Below are 24,495 nucleotides of genomic sequence, written 5' to 3' on the forward strand. Positions count from 1 at the left end.
ATGAGCTTCAAGGGGAGGACGCACTGTTTTCAGCCAGCGGTTCCTCGGGAATCCAGGTGGCGGCGGAGGCCCGTGATCCGGTTGCTGGTGATGGCGTCGACGCCCATGGCCGTCAGACGGCGCCAGTTGCGGGGCCAGTCGACCGTCCAGCACGACACCCGGTAGCCCGCCTCGTGGTCCTCGCGGACCGTGGCCTCGTCGAGGAGGCTGAAGCGGTAGTTGAGCCACTGGGGGCGCAGGCGCCGGAGCAGGCCCGTGCGGTACGGGACGGGGGAGGAGCAGGTCAGCGCTATCTCGGCCTCGGGGTGCGCGGCGCGGATGGTGAGCAGGGCCGCCGTGCCGCCGCAGTAGTACGTGCGGGACGCCGCGTTGCTGTCCAGCACCTCCGCGATCGTGGGTTCCGCCGCCGCCGGGTCGGGCAGGTCGATGAACGAGCGGACGCCCGGGCTGTCCCCCATCACCTTCAGCGCCTCGCGCAGCGTCGGGATGCCGCCCTCGGAGCGCTCCTCGACCTCGGCGTACGACAGCCCCGCCAGGGTCGCTTCCAGCCCCCACAGCCGCTGGAGCGTGCGGTCGTGCAGCAGCACCGGCACGCCGTCCGAGGTGAGCCGGACGTCGAACTCCACCGCGTCCGCGCCCGCCGCCACCGCCGAGCGCAGCGAGCCGATCGTGTTTTCGCGGACGACGTACGGATCGCCGCGGTGGGCGACGGCCAGCACGGCGGGTGCGGCGCCCGTCACGAGGCCGCCGACGGCCAGGCGGCCAGGTACGCGTCGATCTCCGCCGTCAGCGCCGACTTCGCGGCCGGCTCCATGAACGACGCCGCCACGGAGTTCTTCGCCAGCGCCGCGACGCCCGCCTCGTCGAGCGCGAGGAGGCGGGCGGCCACCCCGTACTCGGTGTTGAGGTCCGTACCGAACATCGGCGGGTCGTCGCTGCCCAGCGCCACCAGCACGCCCGCGTCGGTGATCTGCCGCAGCGGGTGCTCCTCCAGCGAGGCGACCGCCTTCGTCGCGACGTTGGACGTGGGGCAGACCTCCAGCGGGATGCCCGCCTCCGCCAGGTGCGCCAGCAGCCTCGGGTCCTGCGCCGCGCTCGTGCCGTGCCCGATGCGCTCGGCGCGCAGCTCGGTGACCGCGTCCCAGACTGTCTGCGGCCCGGTCGTCTCGCCGGCGTGCGGGACGCTGCGCAGCCCGGCCGCGACGGCGCGCTCGAAGTACGGCTTGAACTGCCCGCGCGGCACCCCGATCTCGGGCCCGCCGAGGCCGAAGGCCACGAGGCCGTCGCAGCCGATGTCGACGGCTATCCGCGCGGTCTCCTCGGCCGCCGCGAGCCCCGCCTCGCCGGGGATGTCGAAGCACCAGCGCAGCACGACGCCCAGCTCGGCCTCGGCGCCGCGCCGGGCGTCCTCCAGGGCGTCGAGGAAGCCGCGGTCGGGGATGCCGCGGCTGGTGGAGCTGTACGGCGTGACGGTCAGCTCCGCGTAGCGGATGTTCTGCCGGGCCATGTCGCGGGCGATCTCGTACGTCAGCAGGCGCACGTCTTCGGGGTCGCGGACGAGGTCCACGACGGAGAGGTAGATCTCGATGAAGTGGGCGAAGTCGCGGAAGGTGAAGAAGTCGGCGAGCGCGGCGGCGTCCGCGGGCACCGCGGAGTCCGGGTGCCGCGCGGCGAGTTCGGCGACGATGCGGGGAGACGCGGAGCCGACGTGGTGGACGTGAAGCTCGGCCTTGGGCAGACCGGCGATGAAGGAGTCGAGATCGGCCATCGCATTATCGTAGGCCAACGGACTGACGCGTCCGCCCCGGCTCCGTAGCATGTGCGAACGCGCGTGCCTGCCGCGCGAGGGGACGCGAGGGGAGCGGATATGGCGGCGAGCAGTCCTCCGGCTCCGGCCGCGGCCGGAGCCCGGCAGGGACCGGCCGGCCTGGGCACGAAGGCCATGGTGTGCGGCATCGTCGGCGTCACGCTCCTGCCCACCGTCTACGGGATCGTGCTCTCGGTGCTCCTCGGCCCGGTCGCGCTGGTCCTCGGCCTGGTGGCGCGCAGCCGCGCGCGGCATGACGGGACGGGCGCCGGGCGCAACGCGGTCATCGGCATCGCGACGGGCGCCGTGGCGTTCGCGGTCGCGGCGGTGGTCATCGTGCTGGCGCTGACGGGCGTGGTCTTCGCCGGGGACGACGAGGAGGAGAAGCCCGCGGACCGCCGGGAGGGGCCGAGCGTGCAGGTCATGGAGGACCGGTCGGGGACGCTGCCGTGGGCGGGCGGCCGAGCGGGGTGAGCAGGTCCGACGGGGCGCGGGCGGCTCGTACAGTTGAGCCCATGGACACGGACCGGCGGGACGACGCGGCGGGGCGAGGCGCGCTCCAAGCGGAGGTCCACGAGGAACCGGACGGGGCGGCGGACGGGCGCGCTGGCGACCGCGCGGCCGTGGACCAGGACTCCGGGGCGGCCGGTGGCCCGGCCTCCGGCACCGGGGACCTGCCGGAGCCGGGGGACCTGCCGGAGACCGGGGAGGCCCGGGAGACCGGGGAGACCGCCGGCACCGACGTCGCTGCCCGGCTGACCCCGCCCGACGGCGGGCCGCCCGTCCCCGTCGCCCCCGGCTGGCTGCGCCCGGAGCCCGCGCCCGGCCCGTACGGCCCGAAGCCCTACCTCCCCGCCCCCTACGCCTGGGTGCCGCCCCCCGGCCTGCGCAACGGCTCCGGGACCGCGGCGCTGATCCTCGGCGTGATCGGCGCCGTGCTGGCGTTCACGCTCCTCCTCAGCCCCCTGGCCGTCATCCTCGGGGGCCTGGCCATCGGCTTCGGCATCGTCACGATCCGCCGCGTGCGGCGCGGCGAGGCGCGCAACAGGGCGTCCGGGCTGTGGGGGATCTGGCTGGGCGGCGTCGCGGCCGTCGTGGGCGTCGGCATGAGCATCCTGCTGGTCGTCCTCGCGGTCGACTTCTTCGCCCCGGTCTCGCCCGAGACGGAGAGCGCGGTCGAGGCCGGCGAGACCGTCAGGTTCGACGACGGACTGGAGGTGACCGTCGAGGCCGAGCGCATCCGGGGCGACTTCCTGGAGGTACGGGTCCGGGTCGAGAACGGCACCGGCGAGCTGGCGACCCTGGCGAACAGCGACGTCAGCGCCTACCCCATCGGCTCCGACGCCGACTATCTGGAGCAGGAGAGCGGCCACGGGCTGCCGTTCACCCTCGCTGAGGACCACGTCGCGACCGGTACGTACCGCTTCGTGCTGGACGAGGGGCTGGACGAGGTCGAGTTCGAGGTCTCGCCGGGCGGCCCGTACGAGTACGCGTACTGGTGGACGGACCTCGACGGCCGCTCCGGCGAGCGGGCCGCCTGACGCGCCCGCCGCGCGCCAGGGCGTACCCCCCGGCCGCCCGGTGTGATCCACACCACCCGGTCTTTACCGTAAAGCCGCATAAGAGCTGCGGGTCCGCCCCCTCTCCCCAACTGACAGCCGGTCTACCAGTGGCCGGCGCGAGGGGAGACGAGGGTACGAGCGTGATGACTGATGCGGGGGCGACATCCGCGGTGGAGTGGCTGGTCTCGGTGGCGCCCGACCCCGAGGCATGCCGGTGGGAGTGGGAGCGCAACCCGCTGGGGGTGTCGCTGCTGCCCGCCGGCCGCCTGTGGGACGTGCTGATCCTGCCGGGGGAGCTGGGGCGGTCCACGCTCGACGTGGTCGCCCGGATCACGGTCAGGACCGGTCCGGTGCTCGCGGACGTGACGGACGCGCGGCTCGGGTTCTTCGTGCCGCCGGGGACGGCCGCCCGGTGGATCGGCACGGGCGTACGCAGCGCGGGGCACGGGACGTGGATCGTGGTGCCCTACCCGGGGCGCTCGACCGGCGGGGTGCGGTGGCTCGTACCGCCGGACGGGAGCGGGCGGCTGACGGATCCGGTGGTGCTGGAGATGGCGATGCACGAGGCGGCGGCGCTCATCGCGGACGACGCGGGTGCGCCGGGCGGGCCGGGTGCTACGGGCGGCGCGGACGGGGCGGGTGGTCCGGCCGGTGAGGGGTGACGCGGCCCGTGGCGTACGACGAGAGCCGGGCGGCTCCGTACCGGCAGCCCGTGAGCAGCACCCCGGCCACACACCACCCCGCCGCCACGTCCAGCGGCCAGTGGTACTCCCGCCACACCAGCCCCGCCCCCACCCCGAGCACCACCAGCCCCGCCGCGGCGACCAGCAGCCGTCGGGCGGCGCGGGAGCGGAGCAGCGGCAGCAGGAGCAGCACGACGGCGCCGTAGGCGACGGCGGCGGTGGTGGAGTGGCCGGAGGGGAAGAAACCGGCGTAGTCGTCGGCGAGCGGGCCCCGGGGACCCGGCCGGGCCTGCACGGACTTCAGCGGCAGGACGACGGCGGGCAGCACGGCGAACGCGGCGGCGCCGGCGAGCAGCGGGACCCGGACGGCGGCGGGCAGGCGGCCGAGGAGACGGGCAGGGAGGCGGTCCCGGAGACGGTCCGGGAGGCGGGCCGGGGCGCGGCGGAGGCGGTTCCGCACGCGGCGCCGGCCGTCCGGGACGCGGCGTACGGGGACGGCCGCGGACCCGGGACGTGCCGCCCCGCCGGGCGGCGCCGAGACCCCGGCGCGTACCGGCGTACGCCACACCGCGTACAGCATCGCCGCCGCCAGCACCGGCAGCGCCACCCACACCCCGCCCAGGTCGGCCAGCAGCTCCGCCCCCGGCGGGGCGTGCCGCGACAGCGCGGGGCCGGTGCGCTCGTCCAGCTCGCGCACCGGCCCGTCCACCGCGACCTGCCAGGCCAGCAGCCCGTACAGCACGGCGCAGCCGAGGGCGGCCTGCGCCTGCGCCGCGACGGACCACCGCCGCCGCGCGGGCGCAGGCGCGGGCCCTCGCGCCGACTCCGTTCCCCCCGCCGGTGACCGGCGCGGGGAACGCCGTGCCCGTACCGCCTGCCTCACACGTTCCGCGAGAGCGCCCCTTCCAGGATGTCCAGCCCCTCCGCGAGCAGATCCTCGCCGATCACCAGCGGCGGCAGGAAACGCACCACGTTCCCGTACGTCCCGGTGGTCAGCAGCAGCAGCCCCTCCGCGTGGCACGCCTTGGCCACCGCCGCCGTGAGCTGCGGGTCCGGGTCCTTCGTCCCCGGCTTGACCAGCTCGATGGCCAGCATCGCACCGCGCCCGCGCACGTCGCCGATGGCGTCGTGCTTCTCCTTGAGCGCCGTCAGCCGGCCCTTCATGATCTCCTCGATGCGCCGGGCCTTCGCGTTCAGGTCCAGCTCGCGCATCGTCTCGATGGCGCCGAGCGCGGCGGCGCACGCCACCGGGTTGCCGCCGTACGTGCCGCCGAGGCCGCCGACGTGCGGCGCGTCCATGATCTCCGCCCGGCCGGTGACCGCCGCCAGCGGCAGGCCGCCGGCGATGCCCTTGGCGGTGGTGATGAGGTCGGGTACGACGCCCTCCTCCTCGGACGCGAACCAAGCGCCCGTACGGCAGAAGCCGGACTGGATCTCGTCCGCGACGAAGACGATGCCGTTGTCCTTCGCGAACTGCGCGATCCGCGGCAGGAAGCCCGGCGCCGGCACGATGAAGCCGCCCTCGCCGAGGATGGGCTCGATGACGATCGCCGCCACGTTCTCGGCCCCGACCTGCTTGCTGATCAGGTCGACGGCCTGCGCCGCGGCCTCCTCGGCGCAGTTCTCGGGGCCGGTCAGCCAGCGGTAGGGGTACGCGACGGGCACGCGGTAGATCTCCGGCGCGAAGGGGCCGAAGCCGTGCTTGTACGGCATGTCCTTGGCGGTGAGCGCCATGGTGAGGTTCGTACGCCCGTGGTAGCCGTGGTCGAAGACCACGATGGCCTGGCGGCCGGTGTACGAACGGGCGATCTTGACGGCGTTCTCCACGGCCTCGGCGCCCGAGTTGAACAGCGCCGACTTCTTGGCGTGGTCCCCGGGCGTCAGCTCGGCGAGCTGCTCGCAGACCTCCACGTAGCCCTCGTACGGGGTGACCATCATGCAGGTGTGCGTGAAGTCGGCCAACTGCGCGGACGCGCGGCGGACGACTGCCTCGGCGCTGTTGCCGACGGACGTGACGGCGATGCCGGCGCCGAAGTCGATGAGCCGGTTGCCGTCGACGTCCTCGACGACGCCGCCGGAGGCACGGGCGGCGAAGACGGGCATCACGGTGCCCACGCCCTGTGCCACGGCGCCGTTCTTGCGCGCCATCAGCTCCTGGGACTTCGGCCCCGGGATGGGGGTGACAAGCCGCCGCTCCTGGGGGAGCGCGGCGCCTGCGGTGGCGGAAGCGCTGGTCATGGGGGATCTCCTCCGGGTCCGGACGACGATGCTCTCCCTCGCAGGCTAGGGCCGGGCGCCGGGTGGGGGCATGCTCCGTGGGGGAGCGGTGTGCCGTGTCGCTTTGTCCACGTTGGACAGGGGGCGGGTGAGCTGGGGAAACGTGGGGGCGGGTACGTACGGCGGAATAGGGGGGCGGGCTGGGCGGCGCACGGGCGCACCCGTCGAGGCGCGGGCGTACGACGCCCGGCCCGCGCCGCCGCCCCCGACGTCCGTGTCCCCCTACGCCTCCGTCTCCGCGTCCGTGTCCGCGTCCGTGTCCGTCTCCGGGAAGCGGACGGACGTCAGCTTCTCCGGGTTGCGCTGCACGTCGATGGCCGTGATCCGGCCCCCGTCGACCGTGAACGCCGCCACCGACACCTCCCCCTCCGGCCCGTACAACAGCAGCCCGGCGGCCCCGTTGACGGTGACCACGCGCATGGCGCCCGGCGGCATCTGCCCGCGGCCGAACGAGATCAGCCCCCGCGCCACCTGCTCCGCGCCCCGCACCACGCCCGGCAGCGACACCACCAGCCCGCCGCCGTCCCCGCGCCACCTCACCTCCGGATCGAGCAGCCGCACCAGCCCCTCCAGGTCGCCCTCCCGGCAGGCGGCGGCGAACGCGTGCACCAGCCGCCGCTGCTCCGCCCGCGGCGCGGGCGCGTGCGGGCGGCTCGCCTCGACGTGCCGGCGGGCGCGGGAGGCGAGTTGGCGCACGGCGGCCGGGGTGCGGCCGACGACCTCGGCGACCTGGTCGAAGGGCAGGCCGAAGACGTCGTGGAGGAGGAAGGCGGTGCGCTGCGCGGGCGTCAGCTCGTCCAGCACGACGAGCAGCGCCATGCTCACCGACTCGTCGAGCGTCACCTGCTCGGCCGGGTCGGGTACCACGGCCGCCGCCCCGGCCGGCTCGACCAGCGGCTCGGGCAGCCAGGTGCCCACGTACCGCTCGCGGCGGGAACGGGCGCTGCCGAGCGCGTCGAGCGCGAGCCGGCCGACGACGGTGGTGAGCCAGCCGCGCAGGTCGCGTATCGCGCCGGGATCGGGCACCCGGCGCAGCCGCAGCCAGGACTCCTGCACGCAGTCCTCGGCCTCGGCGAGCGAGCCGGTGGTGCTGTACGCGACCCGCAGGAGGCGGGGGCGCTCGTTCTCGAAGGCCCGGGCGAGATCGTCGTCGTGCGGCACGCTCACCGCCCCCCTTGAGCGGAGCGGGCGTGGGCGGTCGCTGGGCGGGGTCCCCCGGAGGTGGTGTTTCTCATGTCATCAGGACGATGCGGACGGCGGATGTGTGACTTTGACGGTACGGGGGTGAGCGGGCGGGGCGCGTGGGGCGGGGGAACCGCGAGCCTGCGGAAGCGGTTGACGCCCGCCCCGGACGGGCACCGGGTCGGTGGGCGGCACGCGCTAAGTTGGGCGGGATGGCGCCCAGTTGCCGGTCGGCGGCGGGCTGGGCGCAGCGACGCAAGGTCAGGGCCGGACCCGGGGTCAGGGTCGGGACCCACGGGAGGAAAGAGCAGAACATGGGCGAGGACGGCCGACTGGGGCCGCGGAAGCCGGGACCGGAGCACGGGGATCGCCCCCGCCGACCCGTACGGCCCCCGCAACTGCCCATCGGTCCCGCGGTGCCGCCGCAGATCCGGAGAGGCGCGCCGGGAGCGGCCGCCGGAGCCGGGGCGAGCGGCGGGGCAGAGGCGTGGGCGCATCCGTTCGTCCTGTGGATGCGCGCGCCGCGGCCGGAGGCCGGGCCGGGGATCTGGCGGTACGAGCATGTGCCCAGGCCGGCCGACGGGGCGGACCGGATCTCCGACCGGCAGCTCCTCGGCGGTGCCGTGCTCGCGCTGCTCAGTGGGTTGCTCGTGTGGTCGCTGTGCTGGAACGGGGTCATCGGCATCTGGCTGTGGCCCCTCGACTGGATCACCCTGGACGCGTGGCGGGGATCCGGCGCGATGGTGGTCGCGGGCTACGTCTACTACGGCCTGTTCATCCTGCTGCTTGCGTACATTTTCGGCCGCGTCGGACGGTGGCACGAAGTGTGGACCCGCTTCCTGGAGCCGGTCCTCGCCTCCCCGACGCCCGCCCCGGACCAGGAGGACGCCGAGGACGTCGATCCCGTGGGGTGGCCCGAGTTGCGGGCTGCCGGGTTGGTGGGGGAGGCGGAGGCGCTGGGTGGGGCCGCGCGGAGCGGCGCGATGAGCGACGTCGACCTGGCGCGGATAGCCCGGGCCTGGGAGTCCGTACGGGCCCGGCCCGAGCGGCTCAAGGCGTTCGCCGACTCCGTGCGCTACGACGGCGCCGCCGCCTGCCCGCACCCCTCCGGGAAGCGCGATCTCACCCGACGCCTGTACCTGCACGACCTCGTCACCGGCCAGGTCCGCATCGGCGCCGCGCCCGACGACAAGCGGAACCCCTACGCCTACCGCGGCGGCGGCATCGCCCTGGAGGCCGGCGTCCTCGGCACCGGATTACTCGCCGTCGGCCCCGCCGGCAACGTGGTCAGCGACCGCGTCACCGGCCCCGTCGCGGAGCTGCTGTGCCTCCAGGCGCTCGCCGGGAAGGCCGCCGTCGTCGCCGTCGGGGCGGTCGGCGCACGGCTCGGCGACGACGACGCGTACGACGTCGTCATCCGCATCGCCGATCCCTCCTCCCCCCACGACCTCGACCTGTACGGCGGCACCGCCGACCCCGACGAGGCCGCCGCCCTGCTCGCCGAGGCCCTGCTCGGCGGCGAGGAGGCGGACTGGCCGCACGGCCGGGAGGCCGTCACCGCCCTCGGCCAGCTCATCGGCGCCTACCAGTCGGCGTACGACCGCTTCCCCGGCGTCGCCGAGCTGCGCGGCCTCCTCGACGGCGACCGCGCCGCCCTCGCCGTGCTGCGGCGCGACTGTGCCGCCGTCGCCGAAGGCGGCCCCGACGGCCCTGCCCCCGGCGCCCCCGCCGACCACTACCTCACCGCCCGCGCCGCCGCCGCCCTGCGTGAGCTGGACGCCCGCGAGCGCCAGCTCGCCCGCCCGGGCGACGTCGGTGCCCTCCTCGCCGGCCGGCTCGCCGTGCTGGACCGCCCCGCCTTCGCCCGGTTCTTCGACACCCGCGGCCGGGGCCGGCAGTTCTCCATGCGGGCGCTGGAGCACCCCATGCGGGTACGGATCGTGCTGCCGGAGCGTACGCACGCCGAGGCGTCCCGCGTGCTGGCCCGGCTGCTCCTGGCCCAGTTCACCGCCGCCGCCCCGGCCCGCGCCGACCGCTCCCTCTTCGCCGCCCTCGTCCTCGACGACGCCGCGCGGACCGCCAGCCCCGAGTCGGTACGGGCCATCGGCCGGCTGCGCGCCGCGCACGCGGGCGTGGTGCTGGGGCTGCGCGGGCTGGACGACGTCGCGGAGCCGGTGCGCGGGCCGCTGCTGGCGGCGGTCGGCTGCCGGATGGCGCTGACCGGCGTCAGCACCTGGGACGGCCGGCACTTCGCGGAGGCGTGGGGCGCGGAGTGGGTCGAGGCCGAGGACGTCACCCACGTCCCGGATGTCTCGGGCGGGCCGATCCGGCGGCTGCTGCGGTGGATACGGCAGGTCTTCACGGGTACGAAAGCCATGAGCCGCTCGGTGACGGTGCGCACCGTGGAGCGGGAGCGATGGTCGGCCTCGGAGCTGGCGAACACGCTGCCGCCCGGGCACGCGGTCCTCTCCGTGACGACCGTGGACGGCGAGCGGACGCCTCCGGTGCTCGTCGACTTGCACCACTGAGGCACAATGGGCGGAGCCGTTCATACGGAGCGGCGTAAGGAATCGCGCGACCACCGGAGCGCCGGACCACCGGCACGACGGACGACAGAGAGCGACAGTCTGAAAGCGGTCGGAGACCTCCGCGACGTCGGAGGGCGGTGTGGATCGTCGGACCTCGGATGTGCAGTCAGCCGATCGAGGTCGGACGGGGGCGGTCAGGGTCGGTCGCGTACGAACCGGCCCGGCCGAGGCGGTCGCGCAGACAGTCACGAACAGCACAGCGGCCCCGGCCGCTGAAGCAGCCAGAAGGTGCCATGCCCACGCTCGCCTCGCTCGTCCGCCATCCCACCCTCAAGCTCTCCGTCCTCAACGGCACGGACGAGCTGGGCGTGACCGTGCGCTGGGCGCAGACCAGCGAGTTGATAGACCCCGTGCCGTACCTCGAAGGCGGCGAGCTGATCCTGACCACCGCCCTGAAGCTCGACGTCGAGGACGCCGACGCCATGCACCGCTACGTGCGGCGGCTGGCGGACGCCGGCGTGGTCGGGGTGGGCTTCGGGGTCGGCGTGAACTTCGACACCGTGCCCGAGGCGCTGCTCACCGCGGCCCGGGAGGCGCAGGTGCCGCTGCTGGAGGTGCCGCGGACGACGCCGTTCATCGCCATCTCCAAGGTGGTCTCGGCGGCCATCGCCGCCGACCAGTACCGGGCGCTGACCCGCGGCTTCGAGGCGCAGCGTGACCTGACGCGGGCGGCGCTGGGCGCGGACGGCCAGGCGACGGTCGTCAGCCGGCTCGCCGCGCACGTACGCGGCTGGGCGGCGCTGTACGACACGGCGGGCGAGGTGCTCGCGGTGGCCCCAAAGGGGGCGGCGGACCGGGCGGAGGCGCTGAAGGCCGACGCGGCGCGGCTGCGGCGGCGGCCGGCGCCGGCGAGCGCGGTGGTGGCGGGCGTACGGACCGGGGAGGCGGACGGGCCGGAGGCGCCGGCGGCCGGGTCCCAGGACGCGGGCGCCGGCGGTGCCGCGGCGAACGGGGCCGGCGGCGGGAGCGCCCGTACCGCGGCCCCCGGACCCGCCGGCCGCGCCGCGCAGCCCGCCGCCCGCACCGCCGCCCAAACCGCCGCCCGCACCGCGGCGCAGCCCGCCGCGCAGCCCGCCGCCGAGCCCGCCGAGGACCGCGTCGAGCTTCAGTCCCTCGGCTCCGGCCGCCGCTGCTGCGGCGTGCTCGCCGTGGGCACCGGCGGCAAGCTCGCCCCGGCCGAGCGCTACGCCGTCCACGCCGCCGTCTCCCTCCTCACCCTCGTCACCGAGCGCTCCAGCGCCTTCTCCGCCGCCGAGCAGCGTCTCGGCACCGCCGTGCTGCGGCTGCTGCTCGCCGGGCAGCCCGACCACGCGCGGACCGTCGCCGGGCCGCTGTACGGGGGGCTGCTGGACGCGCCCGTACGCCTCCTCGTCGCCGAGGCCGCCTCGCCGGTGGCGCCGGTGGGGGAGGGGGACCCGGAGCCGCTGCCGGAGGCGCTGGGGGAACTGGCCGACGCGCTCGACGCCGCGGCGGCCGGCTCCGGCGAGACGTTCCTCGCGGTGCCCGACGCCGGGCGGCTGGTCGTGCTGGCGACGGACGGCGGCGCGGTCGCGGAGGCCGCGGCGCAGCACGCCGCGCGCGTCGAGACCGCGCACCCGGGCGCGGTGGGCCAGGCCCGCGGGTCGGGTACGGGGCAGGGAACGCTGCCGCTGGTCGCCGGGGTGTCGGCGCCGGCGGGCCCGGCGGTGGTGACGGTGGCGTACAAGCAGGCCGAGCAGGCGCTGTCGGTGGCGCGGCGGCGCGGGCGGGTGCTGGTGGAGCACGAGGACGTGACGGCGGGGTCGGTGGTGGACCTGCTGGCCGACGACGCGGTGCAGGCGTTCGCGGACGGCACGCTGCGGGCGCTGCGGGAGCACGACGAGCGGGGGCGCGGCGATCTCGTCGCCTCGCTGCGGGCGTGGCTGTCGCGGCACGGGCAGTGGGACGCGGCGGCGGCCGACCTCGGGGTGCACCGGCACACGCTGCGCTACCGGATGCGGCGGGTCGAGGAGATCCTCGGGCGGTCCCTGGACGACCCGGACACACGAATGGAACTGTGGCTGGCCCTCAAGGCGTAGCGGGGTGCGGCGCGGCCGGGGACACCGCCGGGGCGCGGCCCGGGGGCGCGGCTCCCGCCGGCCGGGCGGGGTGCGTACCACCCCGGCCCGGCCGCGGGCGGCTCACGGCGTACGGGCCTTGCAGGTGTCGCGGATCTTGTAGAAGTACGACAGGTACTTCGCGTGGTAGTCCGCGCTCGTGATCCGTACCATCGCCTCGTCCGCGGAACGCAGCCCGGATCCGGTCCAGTTGTGGCTGCCCGTGTAGACGCGCGGCGTGATGCTGCCGTTGTAGTCGCCGTCCAGCAGCCAGAACTTCGTGTGCGTACGCACGTCGATGCCCGGGCCGTTGGGGAAGTTGCAGTACTGGCGCTGGATGCCCGCCCCGTCGAGGATGCCCTCGACCGTCGAGTCCCCCTCGCTGTAGACGACGTCGACCCAGCAGCCCTGCGCCCGCTTCTGCGCCAGCTTCTGGGCCACCTGCTTGCGGGAGCCGAGGAACTGGAACATGGCGACGCGGATGTCGGTCTGGTGCCGCTTGCCGTCCGTGCCCGTGTACGCGCACGCCACCTCGTCCAGGGCGCCGACGACGGTGTCGCTGTTCGGGTTGCCGTAGTTGGAGTCGCCGCGCGGGAAGAAGAACGCGCGGTAGGCGGAGCCGGTGGGCGTGGACCAGTAGTACGTGTTGTCGCCCGCCGCGGAGTGGCGCAGGCGGCGCTGGTCCTCGTGGAACTTCGCGTAGCCGTCGTGGACGGTGGCGTCGGTGAAGGTCACCGCGTCGTTGTACGACTCGTTCTTGTACCAGTCGTTGAGGTTGGAGGACGACTGGAAGACGACCTTGTCGTAGCTGGTCCCGTCGTCGAAGGGGCCGACCCTGGTGAAGACGAAGAACTTGTTGTGGTTGTAGGCGGGACCCGGCGGCGGCGTCGGGAGGCAGCCGCGCTGGACGTTGTCCTGGCCCGCGTCCTCGAACCGGTCGTCGCAGACGACGATCCACGACGTCTTCGTGTCGTCCGTGCCGAGCGCGCCGCGCAGCGAGGTCCAGGCGGCGCTGCCCTTGTCGCGGGTGTTGTCGTCCACGATCAGCTTGACGGCGACGCCGCGCCGCTGGGCGGCTATGAGGGCGTCGGCGACCGCCGCGTCCTCCAGCTCGAACACCGAGGCGCGGATGGTCTGGCCGGCGGGGGTGGCGTCGATGAGCGCGATGAGCTGGGTGAAGACGGCGGCGCGCTGGGCGGTGGAGCCGAGCGGGTCGTTGAAGACGGGGCCGTTGACGACGGGCTTCGCGACGGCGGCGTCGGCGGAGCCGGCGGCGGTGGCGCCGGAGACGAGCGTCGCGGTGAGCGAGAGCAGGACGGCGGCGACCCCCGCGGGCCGCCAGGCGCGTATGCGTCGCATGTGGTGAATCCCCCTGGGTGCCTGGGAGTTGGCGGGTCGCCGAGCACCCTAGAGGGCCGGGCTCCGCATTGTCAGGAGCCTGTCATTGGTTAATTCGTAGTTATTCCGGGTTGGCCGAAACGCGAGGCACGCGGGAAACGCGAGTACCCCCGGGGGCGTCCCGGGGGTACTCGGCAGGTCGTCGGCGCGCGCGTGCCGTCAGAGAGCGTCGAGGCCCGTGAAGACCATGACCTTCTCGTACGTGTAGTCCTCCATCGCGTACTTCACGCCCTCGCGGCCCACGCCGGAGCGCTTCACGCCCCCGTACGGCATCTGGTCCGCGCGGTACGACGGGACGTCGCCGACGATCACGCCGCCGACCTCCAGCTTGCGCTGCGCCCGGAAGGCGCTCTGCACGTCGTGGGTGAACACACCCGCCTGGAGGCCGTACTTCGAGTCGTTGACCGCGGCAAACGCGGCCTCCTCGCCGTCCGCCCGCTGAAGCGTCACCACCGGGCCGAACGCCTCCTCGCGGGAGATCTTCACGCCGCCCGGCACGTCCGTCAGCACCGTCGGCGCGTACGACGCGCCGTCGCGCTTGCCGCCCGTCAGCAGCCGGGCGCCGGCGCCCACGGCCTCGTCGACCCACGACTCCAGCCGCTTGGCCGCGTCCTCGCTGACCATCGGGCCGACGTCGGTGGCGTCGTCCGACGGATCGCCGGTCACCTGCGCCTCGACGGCCGCGACGACCTTGGGCAGCAGCCGGTCGTACACCGAGGCGTCGGCGATCACCCGCTGGACGGAGATGCACGACTGGCCCGCCTGGTAGTTGGCGAACGCGCCGATCCGCTGCGCGGCGTGGTCGAGGTCGGCCTCGGAGGAGTAGTCGGCCAGGACGACGGCGGCGCCGTTTCCTCCCAGCTCCAGCGTGACGCGCTTGCCGGGGACGGCCTCCAGGATCGCGTAGCCGACCTTGTCGGAGCCGGTGAACGAGATGATCGGCAGCCGGTCGTCCTCGGTGAGGTCGGGCATCCGGTCGTTCGGCACCGGCAGCACACTCCAGCTCCCGGCCGGCAGGTCGGTCTCCGCCAGCAGCTCGCCCAGCAGCAGGGCGGACAGCGGCGTGGCGGGGGCGGGCTTGAGGATGATCGGGGCACCGACGGCGAGGGCCGGGGCGACCTTGTGGGCGCACAGGTTCAGCGGGAAGTTGAACGGCGCGATGCCGAGGACCGGCCCGTACGGGAAGCGGCGGGTGAAGGCCAGCCGACCGGTGCCGCCCGGGTCGGTGTCGAGGCGCTGCCCGTCGCCGCTGCCCCACCTGCGGGCCTCCTCGGTGGCGAAGCGGAACGTGGACACGGCGCGGCCGACCTCGCCGCGGGCCCACTTCAGCGGCTTGCCGTTCTCGGCCGAGATCAGCCGGGCGATCTCCTCGGCGCGCGCGGAGATCTGCTTGGTCACATGGTCGAGCGCCGCGGCCCGGACGTGCGCGGGGGTGGCGGCCAGCTCCTCCTTCACCGCGTGCGCGGCGGCGACGGCCTCCTCGATCTGGGCGTCGGTGGGAATGCTCACCGTGCCGACCTTGCGGCCGTCCCAGGGCGAGGTGACGTCTAGGGTGTCCTCGCCGGTCGCCTGCCGGCCGGCGAGCCAGAACGCTTGTGTGGAAGTCACGGCAGATCCCTCCGGAGAGTTGCGTACCTCTGCTGCCCACCGTAGGCGGTCGGCGGGGTGGGGTGCGTTGTCCGGCGCGTAGCACTCGGCGGGTGCGTCGCTACGCGGCGGCAGGGTGGGCCCGGCCGCGCCCGGATGATCTTGTCGTAGGAGCGGCCTATCCTTGGGCGGGTGTGCGGGGAGGCAGGCGCGTCGGAGAGCGCGTGGAAGGGCGCTGAAGGGCGCTGAAGGGCGCGTGCAGGCGGCGGCACGGGGGCGCGGACGGGGGGCGGTGCACCCGAATGCCGCGCGCGGGGTGGTGCGGCCCGGCCGAATCGGGTACATACGCACAAGTAGCACCGGCTGGTAACCCCTACTCAGCGGCGAGGTGAGTTCCTCATGACCGCACCATCCACACGGCCGTCCGTCTCCGAGAAGGAAGCCAGGGAGGTCGCCGAGGCCGCACGCGAGCAGGACTGGCGCAAACCCAGCTTCGCCAAGGAGCTGTTCCTCGGCCGCTTCCGGCTCGACCTCATCCACCCCCACCCCGAGCCCGCCGCCGCGGACGTGCAGCGCGGCGAGGAGTTCCTCGCCCGGCTGCGCGAGTTCTGCGACACGCACATCGACGGGGCCGGGATCGAGCGCGACGCGCAGATCCCGGACGAGACCGTGCGCGGGCTGAAGGAGATCGGCGCCTTCGGCATGAAGATCGACCGGAAGTACGGCGGTCTCGGCCTCACGCAGGTCTACTACAACAAGTCCCTCGCCCTCGTGGGCACCGCGAGTCCCGCGATCGGCGCGCTGCTCTCGGCGCACCAGTCGATCGGCGTGCCTCAGCCGCTGAAGATCTTCGGCACCGAGGAGCAGAAGGAGGAGTTCCTGCCGCGGTGCGCCCGTACGGACATCTCCGCCTTCCTGCTCACCGAGCCCGACGTCGGCTCCGACCCGGCCCGGCTGGCGACCACCGCCGTCCCCGACGGCGACGGACCCGACGCCGACTACCTGCTCGACGGCGTCAAGCTCTGGACCACCAACGGCGTCGTCGCCGACCTGCTCGTGGTGATGGCGCGGGTGCCGAAGTCCGAGGGGCGCCGCGGCGGCATCACGGCGTTCGTCGTCGAGGCGGACGCCGAGGGCGTCACCGTGGAGAACCGCAACCGGTTCATGGGCCTGCGCGGCATCGAGAACGGCGTCACCCGCTTCCACCAGGTGCGCGTCCCCGCCGCCAACCGCATCGGCCCCGAGGGCGCGGGCCTGAAGATCGCGCTGACCACGCTCAACACCGGGCGGCTCTCGCTGCCCGCGCTGTGCGTGGGGGCGGGCAAGTGGTGCCTGAAGATCGCCCGCGGCTGGGGCGCCGCCCGCGAGCAGTGGGGCCGGCCGGTCGCCGAGCACGAGGCCGTCGGCTCGAAGATCTCCTTCATCGCGGCGACGACCTTCGCCCTGGAGGCCGTGCTCGACCTGTCGTCGCAGATGGCCGACGAGGACCGCAACGACATCCGCATCGAGGCGGCGCTCGCCAAGCTCTACGGCTCGGAGATGGCCAGCCTCATCGCCGACGAGCTGATCCAGATCCGCGGCGGGCGCGGCTACGAGACCGCCGAGTCGCTCGCCGCCCGCGGCGAGAAGGCGATCCCGGCCGAGCAGATCGTCCGGGACCTGCGCATCAACCGGATCTTCGAGGGCTCGACCGAGATCATGCACCTGCTCATCGCCCGCGAGGCGGTGGACGCCCACCTCAAGGTCGCCGGTGACCTCATCGACCCGCAGAAGAACCTCTCCGAGAAGGCGCGCGCCGGCGCGCGGGCCGGCGGCTTCTACGCCCGCTGGCTGCCGAAGCTGGTCGCGGGCAAGGGCCAGGTGCCGCGGACGTACGGCGAGTTCCACCCGCCCGGGCACCGCGACCTCTCCACCCACCTGCGCTTCGTCGAGCGCAACGCCCGCCGGCTGGCGCGCTCCACGTTCTACGGGATGTCGCGCTGGCAGGGGCGGATGGAGACCAAGCAGGGCTTCCTCGGCCGGGTGGTGGACATCGGCGCGGAGCTGTTCGCGATGAGCGCCGCGTGCGTACGGGCCGAGATGCTGCGCACCGCCGCCGGCCGGGGCGGGCACGGCAAGGAGGCGTACGAGCTGGCCGACGCCTTCTGCCGGCAGGCCCGCATCCGGGTCGAGGAGCTTTTCGGCCGGCTCTGGACGAACACCGACGACCTGGACCGCACGGTGGTCAGGCGGGTGCTGGACGACGCGTACACCTGGCTGGAGGAGGGCATCGTCGACCCGTCCGGCGACGGCCCGTGGATCGCGGAGGCCGAGCCGGGTCCGACGAAGAAGCCGAACCTGCACCGGCCCATCCGCTAGCCCACCGCAGGACGGCCGCGCCGCACCCCGGGCCGGTGCGGCCGTCCGCGCGGCGGTCAGGCCGGCTGCCGCTCCAGGAGGGACTTGAGCTGCGAGGCGAGCATGACCCAGCCTCCGCTGACGCTCTCCAGCATCATGCTCTCCGGGCTGTCGAAGCCGTCGTGCGTGATCGTCAGCTTCACGCCCAGCTTCGGCATCTCCGCCGGCTCGATGTCGAAGGCGACCTGCGAGCGCTCCTGCCGTGCGGTCGCGAACTCCTCGTCGGACATGCCCAGCATCTCCTGGTGCATCGGCTGGAGCGTGTGCCAGGTGTACACGAGCCGCTTGCCGGGCTCGGCCACCAGGACGCGCTGGCCCAGGTCCTGCGGCTCGCCGTTCTCCTCGACCGGCCAGTAGACGGTGGAGCCGGCCTGCCAGTCGGAGCGGGGCGCCCAGCCGCCGTGGTACTGCCTGAGGAACTCGGGCGTCGTCAGGGCCTCGTAGAGCTTCTCGGCCGTGGTGTCGATGTAGATCGTGTAGACGAACGCGGGCTTGTTCAAGGAATTTCCTTCCAACGCTTGCCTGAGCGCGGACAGGGCGGTCAGGCGCCCGCGCTCGTACCGGCCGATCCAGCGGTCGGCCAGCTCGTGGATCGGCACGGGGTTGAGGTAGTGCAGCTTCTCCCGGCCGTGCCGGACGGTGGTGACCAGACCGGCGGCCTCCAGCACCGCCAGGTGCTTGCTCACCGCCTGCCTGCTCATCTCCAGGCCCGCGCACAGCTCCCGCAGGGTGCGGCCGTTCCGCTCGTTGAGGCGGTCCAGCAGCTCTCTGCGGCTGCCGTCGGCGAGCGCCCTGAAGACGTCGTCCATGGTCACCACCTCTGCCCCTCAGATTGGCAACCAGATGGTTGCCTGTCAAGGCGGGGCTGTCGAGTGGCGCACCTCACCCTCCGCGGGTGAAACTGAGCGAAGGTCATCCCTAGCATCCCGATAGGAAATCCCTAGTATCGATGTCTATGGACTTTTCGTGGTCGATGGTCGTGGCCGGAGCCCTCGTCGGCTGCATGGTCGGTCTCACGGGCATGGGCGGCGGCGCCCTCATGACCCCCATCATGGTGACGGTCTTCGGCGTCAACCCGACCCAGGCCATCGGCAGCGACCTGGCGACCTCGGTCTTCATGAAGCCGTTCGGCGCCGCCGTGCACCAGAAGGCGGGCACCGTCCGCTGGGACGTGGTGCGCTGGCTGCTGCCCACCGGGGTGCCGGCCGCGTTCTGCGGCGCCTTCCTGCTCCAGTTCCTCGGCGAGGGCGAGGACCTCCAGAGCCGGGTGAAGATCGTCATCGGCGCGGCCCTGCTGCTCGCCGTCACCGGCATGCTCGCCCGGATGTGGCTGGACCGGCGGCGCGCCGCCCGGGACGGCGAGGAGACCGAGGACGCCCACGTGCCCGTACGACCCGGGCCCACGCTGCTCATCGGGCTCGTCGGCGGCCTCGTCGTCGGCATGACGTCGGTCGGGTCGGGCTCGCTGATCATCGTCATGCTGATGCTCGTGCACCCCCGGCTCAAGGCCAACCACCTCGTCGGCACCGACCTCGTCCAGGCCATCCCGATCGTCGCCGCCGCCGCGGCCGGGCACTTCATCGTCGGCGACGCCAGCCTCGGGCTCGCCGCCGTGCTGCTTCTCGGCGCCATCCCCGGCGTGCTCGTCGGCGCCGTGCTCTCCACCCGCGCCCCCGGCGCCGTGCTGCGCTGGGTGCTGGCGATCATCCTGCTGGCCACCGGCCTCTCCCTGGTCCACGTGCCCGAGACCGTCATCGTCCCCGCCTGCGTCGTGCTCGCCGCGTACGCCGTCATCAGCAGCCGCCCGCGCCGCAAGTCCGCCCCCGCCGACTCCCCGGCGGCGGACGGCGAACCGACCGGCGAGCAGACCGCCGACGGCATCGAGAGGGCATCTGCTCCGCGCCAAGTCTGAACGGTCACAATGGGTCGATGACCGAGACCTCTGCTGCTCCACTCGCCGATCCGCACCTGCGCCCCGCGACCGCCGACGACGGCCCGCGCGAGATCGTCATCCTCGGCTCGACCGGCTCCATCGGCACCCAGGCCATCGACATCGTGCGGCGCAACCCCGACCGGTTCCGGGTCACCGCCCTGTCCGCGGCGGGCGGCCGGGTGGACCTGCTGGCCGAGCAGGCGCACACGCTGCGGGTACGCCGCGTCGCCGTCGCCCGCGCCGACAAGGCCGGCGAGCTGCGCGAGGCCCTCGCCGCCCGGTACGGGGCCGGCGAACCGCTGCCCGAGGTGCTGGCGGGTCCGGACGCCGCCACCGAGGTCGCCGCCGACGACTGCCACACCGTGCTCAACGGCATCACCGGCTCCATCGGCCTCGCGCCCACCCTCGCCGCCCTCAAGGCCGGCCGGATGCTGGCGCTGGCCAACAAGGAATCCCTGATCGTCGGCGGCCCCCTGGTCAAGGACGTGGCCCGGCACGGGCAGATCGTCCCCGTGGACTCCGAGCACTCCGCCCTCTACCAGGCCCTGCTCGGCGGCACCCGCGGCGAGGTGCGCAAGCTGCTCGTCACCGCCTCCGGCGGCCCGTTCCGCGGCAGGACGCGCGAGGAGCTGAAGGACGTCACCCCCGAGCAGGCGCTCGCCCACCCCACGTGGGACATGGGCCCGGTCGTCACCATCAACTCCTCCACCCTGGTCAACAAGGGCCTGGAGGTCATCGAGGCGCACCTGCTCTACGACGTGCCCTTCGACCGCATCGAGGTCGTCGTCCACCCGCAGTCCTACGTGCACTCCATGGTCGAGTTCACCGACGGCTCCGCCCTCGCCCAGGCCAGCCCGCCCGACATGCGGATGCCGATCGCGCTGGCGCTCGGCTGGCCGGACCGGGTGCCGGACGCCGCCCCCGCCTTCGACTGGACCACCGCCTCCACCTGGGAGTTCTTCCCGCTCGACGAGAAGGCGTTCCCGTCCGTGCCGCTCGCCTGCCACGTCGGCGCCCTCGGCGGCACCGCCCCGGCGGTCTTCAACGCGGCGAACGAGGAGTGTGTCGACGCCTTCCTCACCGGCAAGCTCCCGTTCCTTGGCATCATGGACACGGTCAGCCAGGTCGTCGCGGAACACGGCACGGACGATCCGGGAACCCGGCTGACGGTCGCGGACGTCCTCGAAGCCGAGACCTGGGCGCGCGCCCGGGCCAGGGAGCTGGCCGGGCTGCCGGCCGACCAGCACGACAACTGACGATCGACAACTGATGACGAAGGTGCGCCCATGACGACACTCATGACGATTCTCGGCATCGTCGTCTTCGCCCTCGGGCTCCTCGTCTCCATCGCCTGGCACGAACTGGGTCACCTCAGCACGGCCAAGATGTTCGGCATCCGCGTCCCGCAGTACATGGTCGGCTTCGGCCCGACGATGTGGTCCCGCAAGAAGGGCGAGACGGAGTACGGCATCAAGTGGATCCCGCTCGGCGGCTACATCCGCATGATCGGGATGTTCCCGCCCGGCGAGGACGGGCGGGTGCAGCAGCGCTCCACCTCGCCGTTCCGCGGCATGATCGAGGACGCGCGGGCGGCGGCGTACGAGGAGCTGAAGCCCGGCGACGAGAACCGGCTGTTCTACACGCGGGCCCCGTGGAAGCGGGTCATCGTGATGTTCGCCGGGCCGTTCATGAACCTGGTGCTGGCCGTCGTGGTGTTCGTCGGCGTGATGATGACGTTCGGCATCGCCACCCAGACCACCACCGTCGGCTCGGTCTCCGACTGCGTGATCAAGGCCGAGGCGGTCGCCCAGAACCCGGACCGCAAGTGCGAGCAGGGCGACCCCGCCGCGCCGGCGAAGGCGGCGGGGCTGAAGCGCGGCGACGAGATCGTGGCGTTCAACGGCCGCCCGATCGACGACTGGGAGACGCTCCAGACCAGCATCCGCGACACCATCGGCCCGGCCACCGTCACCGTCGAGCGCGACGGCAAGCGCGTCGACCTGCACCCCACGCTCACCGAGAACACGGTGAGCAAGAGCGACGGCGACGGCGGCTACGTCGACGGCGAGTACGTCAAGGCCGGCTTCCTCGGCTTCACGCCCGCCAGCGGCGTGGTCCGGCAGGACTTCGGCCAGTCCGTGGACCGCATGGGCGACATGGTGGTCAACGGCTTCGACGCGCTCATCGCGCTGCCGACGAAGATCCCCGACCTGTGGGACGCGGCGTTCCAGGGCGAGGAGCGCAAGGAGGACTCGCCGGTCGGCGTCGTCGGCGCGGCCCGGGTGGGCGGCGAGGTGCTGAACCTCGACATCCCGCCGGAGCAGCGGGTGGCGTCGATGCTGCTGCTGGTGGCGGGCTTCAACCTGTCGCTGTTCCTGTTCAACATGCTGCCGCTGCTGCCGCTGGACGGCGGGCACATCGCGGGGGCGCTGTGGGAGTCGGTGCGGCGCGCGTTCGCGCGGGTCTTCCGGCGGCCCGACCCGGGGCCGTTCGACGTGGCGAAGCTGATGCCGGTGGCGTACGTGGTCGCCGGGGTGTTCATCTGCTTCACGCTGCTGGTGCTCGTCGCGGACGTGGTGAACCCGGTGAAGCTCACGGGCTGAGCGAGGCGGCGGAGCGGGGCGCGGGCCACGGCGTACGCGCCCGCCCGCCGCCCGCCCCGCCGCCCACGGCCGCGCGCCGGGGCCGCCGGCGGCGATCCGGCGCACCGCGCGGTAAACGTACGGTGCCGGTTTACCGACACTTCCGGTGACCACCCCGGCACCGGCCGCGGGGCGGCGTCCAGGTGCCGTAATCTCGGTAGCCGGGCCCTCTTCCGCCGGGGGCCATGGTCCGTACAACAGGGGTTGCCGCCAGATGACTGCCGTTTCGCTGGGAATGCCGTCCGTTCCGCTGAAGATGGCCGAGCGCAGGGCGAGTCGCACGCTTCAGGTCGGGTCCGTCGCCGTCGGCGGCGAGGCGCCGGTCTCCGTCCAGTCGATGACCACCACCCGCACCTCCGACATCGGCGCCACCCTCCAGCAGATCGCCGAGCTGACCGCCTCCGGCTGCCAGATCGTCCGGGTGGCCTGCCCCACGCAGGACGACGCCGACGCGCTTCCCGTGATCGCCAAGAAGTCGCAGATCCCCGTCATCGCCGACATCCACTTCCAGCCGAAGTACGTCTACGCCGCGATCGACGCCGGCTGCGCCGCGGTCCGGGTGAACCCCGGCAACATCAAGAAGTTCGACGACCAGGTCAAGCAGATCGCCCGGGCCGCCTCCGCCGCCGGCACCCCGATCCGTATCGGGGTCAACGCCGGCTCGCTCGACCGGCGGCTGCTCGCGAAGTACGGCAAGGCCACCCCGGAGGCGCTGGTCGAGTCCGCGCTGTGGGAGTGCTCGCTCTTCGAGGAGCACGGCTTCACGGACATCAAGATCTCGGTGAAGCACAACGACCCGGTCGTCATGGTCAACGCCTACCGGCAGCTCGCCGCCCGCTGCGACTACCCGCTGCACCTCGGCGTCACCGAGGCCGGGCCCGCCTTCCAGGGCACCATCAAGTCCGCCGTCGCCTTCGGCGCGCTGCTCGGCGAGGGCATCGGCGACACCATCCGCGTCTCCCTCTCCGCGCCGCCGGTGGAGGAGGTCAAGGTCGGCATCCAGATCCTGGAGTCCCTCGGCCTGCGCGAGCGCCGGCTGGAGATCGTCTCCTGCCCCTCCTGCGGCCGGGCCCAGGTCGACGTCTACAAGCTGGCCGACGAGGTCACCGCCGGCCTGGACGGCATGGAGGTGCCGCTGCGCGTCGCCGTCATGGGCTGCGTCGTCAACGGCCCGGGCGAGGCCCGCGAGGCCGACCTCGGGGTCGCCTCCGGCAACGGCAAGGGCCAGATCTTCGTCAAGGGAGAGGTCATCAAGACCGTCCCCGAGTCGAAGATCGTCGAGACGCTGATCGAGGAGGCGATGAAGATCGCCGAGCGGATGGAGGCGGACGGCCGCGCCGCCGGCGAGCCGGAGGTCACCGTCGGCTGACCGCCGGGCACGGCGCGTACCCACAGGAAGCGGGCGGACGCGCGCACGGGTACAGTGCCGCTGTGTTGACGACCACCACCACACGGCTGCTCGAACCCGCGGAACTCGACGCCGCTCGCGCCGTGCTCGACCGCGAACCGGTCGCCAACGCGTTCGTCGCCTCCCGTGTCGCCGTGGCAGGGCTCGACCCCTGGCGGCTCGGCGGTGAGCTGTGGGGCTGGTACGCGGACGGGCGGCTGGAGTCCCTCTGCTACGCCGGTGCCAACCTCGTGCCCGTCTGCGCCACCCCCGAGGCCGTACGCGGCTTCGCCGAGCGCGCCCGGCGCGCCGGGCGGCGCTGCTCCTCCATCGTCGGCCCCGCCGGGGCCACCGCCGAGCTGTGGTCCCTGCTGGAGCCCGCCTGGGGCCCCGCGCGCGAGGTGCGCGCCCGGCAGCCGCTGATGATCACCAGCTCGGTGCCCGCCGACGTGGCGCCCGACCCGCTGGTCCGCCGGATCCGCAAGGACGAGATGGACCTGATCATGCCCGCGTGCGTGGCGATGTTCACCGAGGAGGTCGGCATCTCGCCGCTCGCCGGGGACGGCGGGCTGCTGTACCAGGCGCGGGTCGCCGAACTGGTCGGCGGCGGGCGGTCCTTCGCGCGGGTGGAGAACGGCGAGGTCGTCTTCAAGGCGGAGATCGGCGCGGCGACGTCGCACGCGTGCCAGGTCCAGGGCGTGTGGGTGGCCCCCGAGCACCGCGGGCGGGGGCTGTCGGAGACGGGCCTGGCGGCCGTCCTCCAGTACGCGCTGCGCGAGGTGGCGCCGGTGGTCAGCCTGTACGTGAACGACTTCAACACCGTCGCCCGGGCGGCGTACCGCAGGGTGGGCTTCCGCGAGGTCGGGGCCTTCATGAGCGTGCTGTTCTGAGGCGCGCGGCGGTTCGCGGGCCGGTCCGCGGAGGGCGCGGGGCCCGTACGGGCGTCGTGCGCGCGCCGTTCCGGCCCCGCCCGGAGG

At 73.8% G+C, this 24,495-nt stretch carries 19 protein-coding genes; 11 read left to right on the forward strand and 8 right to left on the reverse strand.

Annotated elements, in window-relative coordinates:
- Positions 1-29 precede the first annotated feature (29 nt).
- Both QBL21_RS09090 and QBL21_RS09095 read right to left on the reverse strand, forming a co-directional pair.
- Positions 30-740, reverse strand: coding sequence for a glycerophosphodiester phosphodiesterase (locus tag QBL21_RS09090; RefSeq protein ID WP_407561510.1), 711 nt, complete (start codon positions 738-740; stop codon positions 30-32).
- Positions 737-1,768 (reverse strand): adenosine deaminase, encoded by a 1,032-nt coding sequence (locus QBL21_RS09095; protein WP_407561511.1) that lies wholly within the window; start codon positions 1,766-1,768, stop codon positions 737-739. Before QBL21_RS09095 ends, QBL21_RS09090 begins: the two co-directional genes overlap by 4 nt.
- 99 nt (positions 1,769-1,867) lie before the next feature.
- On the opposite strand from QBL21_RS09095, the gene QBL21_RS09100 reads away from it, so the two are divergent.
- The 3 genes from QBL21_RS09100 to QBL21_RS09110 all read left to right on the forward strand — a co-directional run bounded on the left by QBL21_RS09100 (position 1,868) and on the right by QBL21_RS09110 (position 4,031).
- Positions 1,868-2,281 (forward strand): DUF4190 domain-containing protein, encoded by a 414-nt coding sequence (locus QBL21_RS09100; RefSeq protein WP_407561512.1) that lies wholly within the window; start codon positions 1,868-1,870, stop codon positions 2,279-2,281.
- A gap of 41 nt (positions 2,282-2,322) precedes the next feature.
- Positions 2,323-3,348 (forward strand): DUF4190 domain-containing protein, encoded by a 1,026-nt coding sequence (locus tag QBL21_RS09105; protein WP_407561513.1) that lies wholly within the window; start codon positions 2,323-2,325, stop codon positions 3,346-3,348.
- 164 nt (positions 3,349-3,512) lie between these two features.
- Positions 3,513-4,031: a hypothetical protein gene (locus QBL21_RS09110; RefSeq protein WP_407561514.1), complete on the forward strand. Its 519-nt coding sequence runs from the start codon at positions 3,513-3,515 to the stop codon at positions 4,029-4,031.
- On the opposite strand, the gene QBL21_RS09115 is transcribed toward QBL21_RS09110, so the two are convergent.
- The 3 genes from QBL21_RS09115 to sigJ form a co-directional block, all read right to left on the reverse strand.
- Positions 3,985-4,794, reverse strand: a complete 810-nt coding sequence (locus tag QBL21_RS09115; RefSeq protein WP_407561515.1) for a phosphatase PAP2 family protein — start codon at positions 4,792-4,794, stop codon at positions 3,985-3,987. The genes QBL21_RS09110 and QBL21_RS09115 overlap by 47 nt on opposite strands.
- A 137-nt stretch (positions 4,795-4,931) precedes the next feature.
- Complete coding sequence (gabT, locus tag QBL21_RS09120; protein ID WP_407561516.1) at positions 4,932-6,290, reverse strand: 4-aminobutyrate--2-oxoglutarate transaminase; 1,359 nt, start codon at positions 6,288-6,290, stop codon at positions 4,932-4,934.
- 261 nt (positions 6,291-6,551) lie between these two features.
- Positions 6,552-7,490 (reverse strand): RNA polymerase sigma factor SigJ, encoded by a 939-nt coding sequence (gene sigJ / locus QBL21_RS09125; RefSeq protein WP_407566358.1) that lies wholly within the window; start codon positions 7,488-7,490, stop codon positions 6,552-6,554.
- Positions 7,491-7,825: 335 nt separating this feature from the next.
- Here sigJ and QBL21_RS09130 point away from each other — a divergent pair, with 335 nt between their 5' ends.
- Both QBL21_RS09130 and QBL21_RS09135 read left to right on the forward strand, forming a co-directional pair.
- Complete coding sequence (locus tag QBL21_RS09130; protein ID WP_407561517.1) at positions 7,826-10,039, forward strand: hypothetical protein; 2,214 nt, start codon at positions 7,826-7,828, stop codon at positions 10,037-10,039.
- Between the two features lie 293 nt (positions 10,040-10,332).
- Entirely contained in the window at positions 10,333-12,156 is a 1,824-nt protein-coding gene (locus tag QBL21_RS09135) for a PucR family transcriptional regulator (RefSeq protein ID WP_407561518.1), read from the forward strand.
- Positions 12,157-12,258: 102 nt separating this feature from the next.
- On the opposite strand, the gene QBL21_RS09140 is transcribed toward QBL21_RS09135, so the two are convergent.
- Positions 12,259-13,533, reverse strand: coding sequence for a phospholipase D-like domain-containing protein (locus QBL21_RS09140; protein WP_407561519.1), 1,275 nt, complete (start codon positions 13,531-13,533; stop codon positions 12,259-12,261).
- 198 nt (positions 13,534-13,731) lie between these two features.
- Positions 13,732-15,180 (reverse strand): aldehyde dehydrogenase family protein, encoded by a 1,449-nt coding sequence (locus QBL21_RS09145; protein WP_407561521.1) that lies wholly within the window; start codon positions 15,178-15,180, stop codon positions 13,732-13,734.
- 378 nt (positions 15,181-15,558) lie between these two features.
- On the opposite strand from QBL21_RS09145, the gene QBL21_RS09150 reads away from it, so the two are divergent.
- Positions 15,559-17,517, forward strand: coding sequence for an acyl-CoA dehydrogenase family protein (locus QBL21_RS09150; protein WP_407561522.1), 1,959 nt, complete (start codon positions 15,559-15,561; stop codon positions 17,515-17,517).
- Positions 17,518-17,573: 56 nt separating this feature from the next.
- Here QBL21_RS09150 and QBL21_RS09155 read toward each other — a convergent pair whose 3' ends face one another.
- The gene (locus QBL21_RS09155) at positions 17,574-18,365 is read right to left on the reverse strand and encodes an ArsR/SmtB family transcription factor (protein WP_407561523.1); all 792 of its coding nucleotides are present in this window, start codon (positions 18,363-18,365) and stop codon (positions 17,574-17,576) included.
- Positions 18,366-18,511: 146 nt separating this feature from the next.
- On the opposite strand from QBL21_RS09155, the gene QBL21_RS09160 reads away from it, so the two are divergent.
- The 5 genes from QBL21_RS09160 (at position 18,512) to QBL21_RS09180 (ending at position 24,408) form a co-directional block, all read left to right on the forward strand.
- Positions 18,512-19,468, forward strand: a complete 957-nt coding sequence (locus tag QBL21_RS09160) for a sulfite exporter TauE/SafE family protein (protein WP_407561524.1) — start codon at positions 18,512-18,514, stop codon at positions 19,466-19,468.
- A 17-nt stretch (positions 19,469-19,485) separates the two neighbouring features.
- On the forward strand, positions 19,486-20,745 hold the full coding sequence (gene dxr, locus QBL21_RS09165) for a 1-deoxy-D-xylulose-5-phosphate reductoisomerase (protein ID WP_407561525.1): 1,260 nt from the start codon (positions 19,486-19,488) through the stop codon (positions 20,743-20,745).
- Between the two features lie 30 nt (positions 20,746-20,775).
- The gene (locus QBL21_RS09170; RefSeq protein ID WP_407561526.1) at positions 20,776-22,092 is read left to right on the forward strand and encodes a M50 family metallopeptidase; all 1,317 of its coding nucleotides are present in this window, start codon (positions 20,776-20,778) and stop codon (positions 22,090-22,092) included.
- A 253-nt stretch (positions 22,093-22,345) separates the two neighbouring features.
- Positions 22,346-23,500 (forward strand): flavodoxin-dependent (E)-4-hydroxy-3-methylbut-2-enyl-diphosphate synthase, encoded by a 1,155-nt coding sequence (gene ispG, locus QBL21_RS09175; protein ID WP_407561527.1) that lies wholly within the window; start codon positions 22,346-22,348, stop codon positions 23,498-23,500.
- A 62-nt stretch (positions 23,501-23,562) separates the two neighbouring features.
- Positions 23,563-24,408, forward strand: a complete 846-nt coding sequence (locus QBL21_RS09180) for a GNAT family N-acetyltransferase (protein WP_407561528.1) — start codon at positions 23,563-23,565, stop codon at positions 24,406-24,408.
- Positions 24,409-24,495 lie beyond the last annotated feature (87 nt).

The organism is Streptomyces sp. 184 (genome assembly GCF_045781775.1).
Taxonomy (GTDB): domain Bacteria; phylum Actinomycetota; class Actinomycetes; order Streptomycetales; family Streptomycetaceae; genus Streptomyces.

Bases quoted from the DNA above. Each gene is read 5' to 3' on its own strand.
- QBL21_RS09170 (WP_407561526.1), top strand. From the start codon at position 20,776: ATGACGACACTCATGACGATTCTCGGCATCGTCGTCTTCGCCCTCGGG.
- QBL21_RS09130 (WP_407561517.1), top strand. From the start codon at position 7,826: ATGGGCGAGGACGGCCGACTGGGGCCGCGGAAGCCGGGACCGGAGCAC.
- QBL21_RS09110 (WP_407561514.1), top strand. From the start codon at position 3,513: ATGACTGATGCGGGGGCGACATCCGCGGTGGAGTGGCTGGTCTCGGTG.
- QBL21_RS09105 (WP_407561513.1), top strand. From the start codon at position 2,323: ATGGACACGGACCGGCGGGACGACGCGGCGGGGCGAGGCGCGCTCCAA.
- QBL21_RS09155 (WP_407561523.1), bottom strand. From the start codon at position 18,365: ATGGACGACGTCTTCAGGGCGCTCGCCGACGGCAGCCGCAGAGAGCTG.
- QBL21_RS09135 (WP_407561518.1), top strand. From the start codon at position 10,333: ATGCCCACGCTCGCCTCGCTCGTCCGCCATCCCACCCTCAAGCTCTCC.
- QBL21_RS09140 (WP_407561519.1), bottom strand. From the start codon at position 13,533: ATGCGACGCATACGCGCCTGGCGGCCCGCGGGGGTCGCCGCCGTCCTG.
- ispG (WP_407561527.1), top strand. From the start codon at position 22,346: ATGACTGCCGTTTCGCTGGGAATGCCGTCCGTTCCGCTGAAGATGGCC.
- QBL21_RS09150 (WP_407561522.1), top strand. From the start codon at position 15,559: ATGACCGCACCATCCACACGGCCGTCCGTCTCCGAGAAGGAAGCCAGG.
- gabT (WP_407561516.1), bottom strand. From the start codon at position 6,290: ATGACCAGCGCTTCCGCCACCGCAGGCGCCGCGCTCCCCCAGGAGCGG.
- QBL21_RS09160 (WP_407561524.1), top strand. From the start codon at position 18,512: ATGGACTTTTCGTGGTCGATGGTCGTGGCCGGAGCCCTCGTCGGCTGC.
- QBL21_RS09100 (WP_407561512.1), top strand. From the start codon at position 1,868: ATGGCGGCGAGCAGTCCTCCGGCTCCGGCCGCGGCCGGAGCCCGGCAG.
- dxr (WP_407561525.1), top strand. From the start codon at position 19,486: ATGACCGAGACCTCTGCTGCTCCACTCGCCGATCCGCACCTGCGCCCC.
- QBL21_RS09095 (WP_407561511.1), bottom strand. From the start codon at position 1,768: ATGGCCGATCTCGACTCCTTCATCGCCGGTCTGCCCAAGGCCGAGCTT.